Consider the following 7447-nt stretch of genomic DNA (forward strand, 5'->3'; position numbering starts at 1 on the left):
GCGCGGCCCGGACCGGGTGTCGGCCGGGAGCGCTACCCTCGGTGCCCGCGGCGCGGTGGGTGCCGCGGTGTCGTCCGGAGGAGAGCTATGTCGGTTGATCCACCCGGGTCGTTCCCCGGTCCGGCGGGCGGGCCACCCGGCCGGGAGGGGTCCGGAGGACTCCCGTGGGCGGCGCCGGTTCCGGTCGGTGAAGGAACGGTGAACCCGTACGGTCTGCCGCCGGAGCGGCCCGCGACGGTGACCGCGGCGGCGGTCCTCGGTTTCCTGGCCGCCGCGCTGGAACTCGTCGGCGGGCTGGCGTGGATGCTCGGCGGTGCCGTGCTCGGCAGCATGGAGCGGGTGCGCTGGGGCGAGACCGGCTTCTCCGGGGTGGTCGTCGTCCTCGGGGTGGCCGCCCTGATCGGGGCCGGCGCCTACCTCTGGGGCGGGGTGGCGGCACTCCGGGGCAGGCAGGTGGTACTGCGGGTCGCCGCCGGTGTGGGGGCCGCGGTCAATCTCGTCGCGGTGATCACCTTCGGGGCGGGTGGACTCGGGCTCGTTCTGGCCGCCGTGCTCATCCTGCTGCTCTCCCTCGCGCCCAGCCGCAACCACCGGCCGCACTGACCGGGGCCGGTTCGGACTCAGCCACCCGGGCCGGACGACCGGAGCAATCGCACGATCTTGTGCCGGGGTACGTCGACGAGCCGGAGGTCGGCGATGTCCGCGGGGGCGTGGGGGAGGAGGTTGCCCAACCGGCCGTGGGCTTTGGTCCACACCTTCCGCAAGGCGCTGGTGCCGGTGTCGTCGTCCCCGGTGTCCCCGTCCACCGCGTCGGTGTCGCCGGTCGCGGTGTCGCCGGTGCCCGTGGCCTCGGCCAGCACCACGGCATGCGTGTTGTCCGGGGTGCTGCGCAGCAGCCGCAGCCGGTACTTGGGTGCGAGCAGCTCGGTCAGCGCCCGTTGCCCCGCCGCGTCGGCGAGGTCGGGATGCGCGTTGGGTACCAGCAGTGCCACCCGTCCGGCGTTGACGGCCAGCAGGACCCGCACCAGCCACGGACCCGGATCACCGGTGAGGTCCACGGCGACGGCGGTGCCCCCGGGCACGGGCGCGGGTCTGGTCCAGTCGGGTCCGCGTTCCTCGACGGGAGATCCGCCCTCCTCCGCGATCGCGGTCAGGGCCGTCCGCAGCCGCTCGGGGGTGCGGGCCGCCTCGACCGAGCGGGGGCCGTGCGTGTAGATCGCCTGTCCGGGACCGCGCTTCTTCTTCCGGGCGCGGGCGGTCGGTTGGCAGACGTAGAGGTCGGCGGCGCTGCCGAGGGCCTGGGCGCCGGCGTACCGGTGAAAGCCCGGCAGGATCGCCTCGAAGGTCAGACCCAGGCCGGACAACGCGCGTTGCACCTGGTGGCCGAGCGTGGGATGGCGGTGGCTGTAGCCGTAGGCCAGCACTACCCGCCCGGCGCGGTCGGCGAGGCACTCGATCGCCCGGGAGGCGAACAGCGTCATGCCCTCCGGGGTGTACGGAGGGTCGCTGAACACGACGTCGGCCGTGCCGGTCACCGCCAGGGGGAGCCCGAACCGGAGGTCGGCGTGCACCGTCCGCACCGCGCCACCGCTGCGCGCGTCGATGTGGTCGAGCACCCGGTCGTCGACGTCGACCACCGTCACGTCCGCCTCGCCACGCAGCGCGTGGACCGCCAGCGAGGTGAGATCGTGGTCGCCGAGGAACAGCAGGCGGGCGTGCCGCAGGTCGTACTGTTCGTCGAGCCACCGCGCCCGGTGCAGCACCGTGTCGGGAGTGGCCTGGACGTGGTCGAGTGCGGGCAGCGGTGGTGGTACCGCGTCGAGGTGTCCACCGATCTCGTCGCGCAGTCCCGGCGGGATCGCCGCGGCGGTGCCCACCCGTTCGTGGTGCGCGGCGACGGTGTCCGGACGCAGCCGCAGGAGGCCGTCGTCGCGCTCGACGTCGTCGGCGAGGTCGTCGAGCAGCTCCTCCACCGTGCGCCGGGGCAGGGTGGTCGTGCGCACCAGCTCGTCGAACGACAGCCAACCCCGGCCGAGGGCGGTGACGGCCGCCCGGACCTCCCGCGCGTGCATCGCGTACGTCTCCACGGGCGCCGAGCTTAGAGCCGCCGCCGGGCCGGAAGGCGCCCGGGCGTGGTCAACCAGGTGTCGGTCCCGGACGAGGAGTCGACGTGAGTGCTCGGCCGACCGGGTGAACGGCGGCCGTTTCCGGCGCGCCAGGTCCGACCAAAAGTAGGGGCCGGAACCTACTTTCGCCTCGGTGCGAACGAGTGGCGCAGGGCGTCGGAGCGTGCCGCCAATACCGCGATCACTCGATCGAGACAAGACCTGTGTTCAATATGTTTCTGTCCGTACGTTCACCGCCACGTTCACGGCGAAAAGTTCACCGGAACGTGGAGGGAGTAACCGTGCGAAGAAACCGAAAGTTGGGTAGCAGGTCACTGGCGACCGCCGGGCTGACCGCCGGCGTCGCCGTGCTGACCGCGCTCGGCGGGAACCTGACCGCCTCCGCCCAGGAAGAAGGCACCGTCCTCGGTACGGACGCCCAGGGCACCATCCACGAGAGCTACATCGTCGTCCTCGAGGACGGCGCCTCCGTCGCGGAGGTCGCCGACGAGCACGGCGCGGCCGTGGAACGGGTGTACGACAGCACGGTCCACGGCTTCTCGGCGACCATGAGCGAGCAGCGCGCCGAACGGGCCGCGGCCGACCCGGACGTCGCCTACGTCGAGCAGAACCGGGTGGTGCACACCGACGCCGAGCAGACGAACCCGCCGTCCTGGGGGCTGGACCGGCTGGACCAGCGGGACCTCCCGCTGGACGACAGCTACGGCTACGACGCCACGGGCTCCGGCGTGGAAGCGTACGTGATCGACACCGGCGTCCGGACCTCGCACAACGACTTCGAAGGCCGTGCCCGGTCCGGCTACGACTTCGTGGACAACGACGGCGACGCCGACGACTGCAACGGCCACGGCACCCACGTCGCGGGCACCATCGGTGGTGCGGACCACGGGGTCGCGAAGGGCGTCGAGCTGATCGGCGTCCGTGTGCTCGACTGCCAGGGATCCGGCTCCTACGACGGAGTGATCGCCGGCATCGACTGGGTCACCGAGAACGCCAGTGGCCCGGCGGTGGCCAACATGAGCCTCGGCGGCGGTGTGTCCACGGCCGTGGACGACGCCGTGCGGCGTTCGATCGACGCGGGCGTGACCTACGCGCTCGCGGCGGGCAACGACTACGGCGCCGATGCGTGCAACACCTCGCCCGCCCGCGTCGCCGACGGCATCACCGTGGGTTCGACGACCAGTTCGGACTCGCGGTCGAGCTTCTCCAACATCGGCTCCTGCCTGGACATCTTCGCCCCGGGCAGCGACATCACCTCGACCTGGATCGGCAGCGACTCCGACACCAACACCATCAGCGGCACCTCGATGGCCACCCCGCACGTCGCGGGTGCGGCCGCGCTGCACCTGGCCGACAACCCCGCGGCCTCCCCGGCGCAGGTGCGGGACGCGCTGGTGAACCAGGGGACGAGCGGTGCGGTGGGCGATCCGGGCAGCGGTTCGCCGAACGTCCTGCTGCACACCGGGGGTGACGGCGGCGGGACGCCGGACCCGGAGCCCGAGCCGGGCGAGTGTGACCCGGTCACCAACGACACCGAGGTCGCCATCACCGACAACCGGACCTCCACCAGCTCGGTGACCGTGGAGGGCTGTGACCGCGCGGCCTCCGGCTCGACGACCGTGGACGTCGACATCACGCACACCTACCGCGGTGACCTGCGGATCGACCTGGTCGCCCCGGACGGCACGACCCACCGGCTGAAGAACTCCGGCTGGGACTCCGCCGACGACGTGAACGAGACCTACACGGTCGACGCCTCCGCGTCCCCGGCCGACGGCACCTGGGAACTGCGGGTGACCGACGTCTACTACGGCGACACCGGCCGGCTCAACAGCTGGACCGTCACCCCGTGACCTGCGAGGACCGGGTGACGTCCTGACCCGGGTGTCCGCACCGTCCCGGGGGCGGTGCGGACACCCGGGTGGTGGTGTCCGGTCTACTCGAACGCCCGGTCGATCAGTGCGTTCTGCTCGACCTCGTGCACCTTCGACGAGCCGGCCGACGGTGCCGCCATGGGCCTGCGGGCCACGACGCCGAGGGTCGGGAACGCCTCCGGCAGCCTGCGCGGCAGGTTGAGCCCGAAGAACGGCCACGCGCCCTGGTTCTCCGGTTCCTCCTGCACCCAGACGGCGTCGGAGGCGCCGGTGTACCGGCGCATCGCCTCGATCAACTTGGCCTTCGGCAGCGGGTAGTACTGCTCCACCCGCACGACGGCCACGTCGTCGATCTCCCGCCGGGCCCGTTCGCCCACCAGCTCCCAGTAGAGCTTGCCGGAGGTGAGCAGCACCTTGCGGACCTTGGCCGGGTCGACGGTGTCGTCGTCGATGACCGACAGGAACTTCGAACCGTCGGTGAAGTCCTCGACGTCGGAGGTCGCCTGCTTGTTGCGCAGCATCGACTTCGGCGTGAACACGATCAACGGCCGGTTCACCCCGTCCAGCGCGTGCCTGCGCAGCAGGTGGAAGTAGTTCGCCGGGGTGGACGGCACCGCCACGGTCATCGAGTGCTCCGCGCACAGCTGCAGGAACCGCTCGATCCGGCCGGAGGTGTGGTCCGGGCCCTGACCCTCGTGGCCGTGCGGCAGCAACAGCACGACGTCGGAGTGCTGGCCCCACTTGGCCTCACCGGACGAGATGTACTCGTCGATGATGGTCTGTGCACCGTTGACGAAGTCGCCGAACTGCGCCTCCCACATCACCAGCGCCTCGGAGTTGGCCACCGAGTAGCCGTACTCGAAGCCGACCGCCGCGTACTCGGACAGCGCCGAGTCGTAGATCATCACCCGTTCCTGGGTGTCGGCGAGGTTCTGCAGCGGCGCGTATTCCTGGTTGCTCTTACGGTCGATGAGCACGGAGTGCCGCTGGGTGAAGGTGCCGCGGCGCGAGTCCTGCCCGGCCAGCCGCACCAGCCGCCCCTCCATGGCCAGCGAACCGAATGCGAGCAGCTCCCCGAAGGCCCAGTCGATACCGCCCTCGCGGGACATCTTGTGCCGCCGCTGCAGCACCGGCTTGACCCGCGAATGCGGCGTGAAGCCGTCCGGCAGCTCCACGAACGAGTCGCCGATCTTCTCGATGACCTCCCGGGGGACCGCGGTGGGCACCTGGGCCGGCACCTGCTGGCTCTGCTCCACCGACGGGCTCGGTGCGATCGGGTGCTTCTCCAGCTCCCGGACCTCGTTGAACACGTGCTCCAGCTGGCTGGAGAAGTCGCGCAGCGCGGCCTCGGCCTCGTCCATCGAGATGTCACCGCGGCCGATCAGCGCCTCGGTGTAGTTCTTCCGGACGCTGCGCTTGGCGTCGATGATGTCGTACATACCCGGCTGGGTCATCGACGGGTCGTCGCCCTCGTTGTGACCGCGCCGCCGGTAGCAGATCATGTCGACGACGATGTCCTTGTTGAACGCCTGCCGGTAGTCCACCGCGAGGTGGGCGACCCAGTACGCGGCCTCCGGATCGTCCCCGTTCACGTGGATGATCGGTGCGCCGATCATCTTGGCCACGTCGGTGGCGTACTGCGACGAGCGGGCATGCTCCGGCGGCGTGGTGAAGCCGACCTGGTTGTTGATGATCACGTGCACGGTGCCGCCGGTGCGGTAGCCGCGCAGCATGGCCAGGTTCAGCGTCTCGGCCACCACACCCTGCCCGGCGAACGCGGCGTCGCCGTGCAGCAGCACGGGCAGGACGGTGAACCCGCCGGAGTCGCGGTCGCCCTTGTCCAGGTGGTCCTGTTTGGCGCGGACGATGCCTTCGAGCACCGGGTCGACGGTCTCCAGGTGCGACGGGTTCGCGGTCAGCGACACCTTGGTCTCGCCGTCGCCGAACATCCGGAAGTACTTGCCCTCGGCACCGAGGTGGTACTTCACGTCGCCGGAGCCGTGCGCCTGACCCGGGTCGAGGTTGCCCTCGAACTCCTGGAAGATCTGCGAGATCGGCTTGCCGACGATGTTGGCCAGCACGTTGAGCCTGCCGCGGTGCGGCATCCCGATGACGACCTCGTCGAGTTCGTGCTCGGCGGCCTTGTCCAGCACGGTGTCCAGCAGCGGGATGACGGTCTCGCCGCCCTCCAGGGAGAACCGCTTCTGCCCGACGTACTTGGTCTGCAGGAAGGTCTCGAACGCCTCCGCCGCGTTGAGCTTGGACAGCACGTACTTCTGCACCGTCGGCTCGGGCTTCTCGTGCGGGATCTCGACGCGCTCCTGGATCCAGCGCCGTTCGTCCGGGTCGAGGATGTGGGTGTACTCGACCCCGACGGTGCGGCAGTAGGAGTCCCGCAGCACCCCGAGCACGTCGCGCAGCTTCATGCGCTCCTTGCCCGCGAACCCGCCGACCGCGAACTCCCGGTCGAGGTCCCACAGGGTCAACCCGTGGGAGAGGATGTCCAGGTCCTCGTGCCTGCGCTGGCGGTAGTTCAGCGGGTCGGTGTCGGCCATCAGATGGCCGCGCATCCGGTAGGCGTCGATCAGCTCCAGCACACGGGCGGTCTTGTCGATCTCCCCCTCGGGGATGTCCTCGACCCAGCGCACCGGCTCGTAGGGCAGTCGCAGCGAGGTGAAGATGTCGTCGTAGAAGCCGTCCCCGCCGAGCAGCAGCTCGTGGATGCGCTTGAGGAACTCGCCCGACTCGGCGCCCTGGATGATCCGGTGGTCGTAGGTCGAGGTCAGCGTCATGATCTTGCTGACGCCGAGGTTGATCAGGGTCTGTTCGCTGGTGCCCTCGAAGTGCGCCGGGTACTGCATGGCGCCGACGCCGATGATCGTGCCCTGCCCGGACTGCAGGCGCGGCACCGAGTGGTTGGTGCCGATCCCGCCCGGGTTGGTCAGCGAGATCGTGGTGCCCGAGAAGTCGTCCGCGGTGAGCTTGTTGTTGCGGGCCTTGCGGATCAGGTCCTCGTAGGCCTGCCAGAACTGGAGGAACGTCATGTTCCCGCAGTTCTTGATGGAGGCCACGACCAGCGTGCGCTGGCCGTCCTTGCCCTTCATGTCGATGGCGATGCCGAGGTTCACATGCTCCGGCGTGACGGCGTGCGGCTTGCCGTCGACCTCCTCGTAGTACCGGTTCATGTTCGGGAACTCGCGCAGCGCCCGCACCATCGCGTACCCGATGAGGTGGGTGAACGAGATCTTGCCACCGCGGGAACGCTTGAGGTGGTTGTTGATGACGATGCGGTTGTCGGCCATCAGCTTGGCCGGGACCGCGCGCACGCTGGTGGCGGTCGGCACGGTCAGCGAGGCGTCCATGTTCTTCGCGATGGCGGCCGACGCGCCGCGCAGCGGCGACTTCTCCGGCTCGGCCGGGGCCTTCGGCGGCGCCGTGCGCGGGGTG

General features: G+C 70.3%; 4 protein-coding genes. 2 read left to right on the plus strand and 2 right to left on the minus strand.

Annotation, left to right across the window (positions count from 1 at the left end):
- Positions 1-198 precede the first annotated feature (198 nt).
- A complete protein-coding gene (locus tag SACHA_RS21155; RefSeq protein ID WP_019808958.1) occupies positions 199-603 on the plus strand; it encodes a hypothetical protein in 405 nt (134 codons plus the stop codon).
- A gap of 17 nt (positions 604-620) precedes the next feature.
- Here the strand turns inward: SACHA_RS21155 and SACHA_RS0108950 are convergent, their stop codons facing one another.
- Positions 621-2072 carry a bis-aminopropyl spermidine synthase family protein gene (locus tag SACHA_RS0108950; protein ID WP_019809023.1) on the minus strand — a complete coding sequence of 484 codons (1452 nt, stop codon included), beginning with the start codon at positions 2070-2072 and terminating at the stop codon, positions 621-623.
- A 335-nt stretch (positions 2073-2407) separates the two neighbouring features.
- On the opposite strand from SACHA_RS0108950, the gene SACHA_RS0108955 reads away from it, so the two are divergent.
- Entirely contained in the window at positions 2408-3979 is a 1572-nt protein-coding gene (locus SACHA_RS0108955; protein WP_028663017.1) for a S8 family peptidase, read from the plus strand.
- Between the two features lie 83 nt (positions 3980-4062).
- Here SACHA_RS0108955 and SACHA_RS0108960 read toward each other — a convergent pair.
- The coding region (locus SACHA_RS0108960; protein ID WP_019809026.1) for a multifunctional oxoglutarate decarboxylase/oxoglutarate dehydrogenase thiamine pyrophosphate-binding subunit/dihydrolipoyllysine-residue succinyltransferase subunit at positions 4063-7447 on the minus strand (3385 nt) is incomplete at its 5' end.

The organism is Saccharomonospora halophila 8 (genome assembly GCF_000383775.1).
Lineage (GTDB): Bacteria > Actinomycetota > Actinomycetes > Mycobacteriales > Pseudonocardiaceae > Saccharomonospora > Saccharomonospora halophila.

Coding starts and splice junctions, on each gene's coding strand:
- SACHA_RS0108950 (WP_019809023.1), bottom strand. CDS start 2,072: ATGCACGCGCGGGAGGTCCGGGCGGCCGTCACCGCCCTCGGCCGGGGT.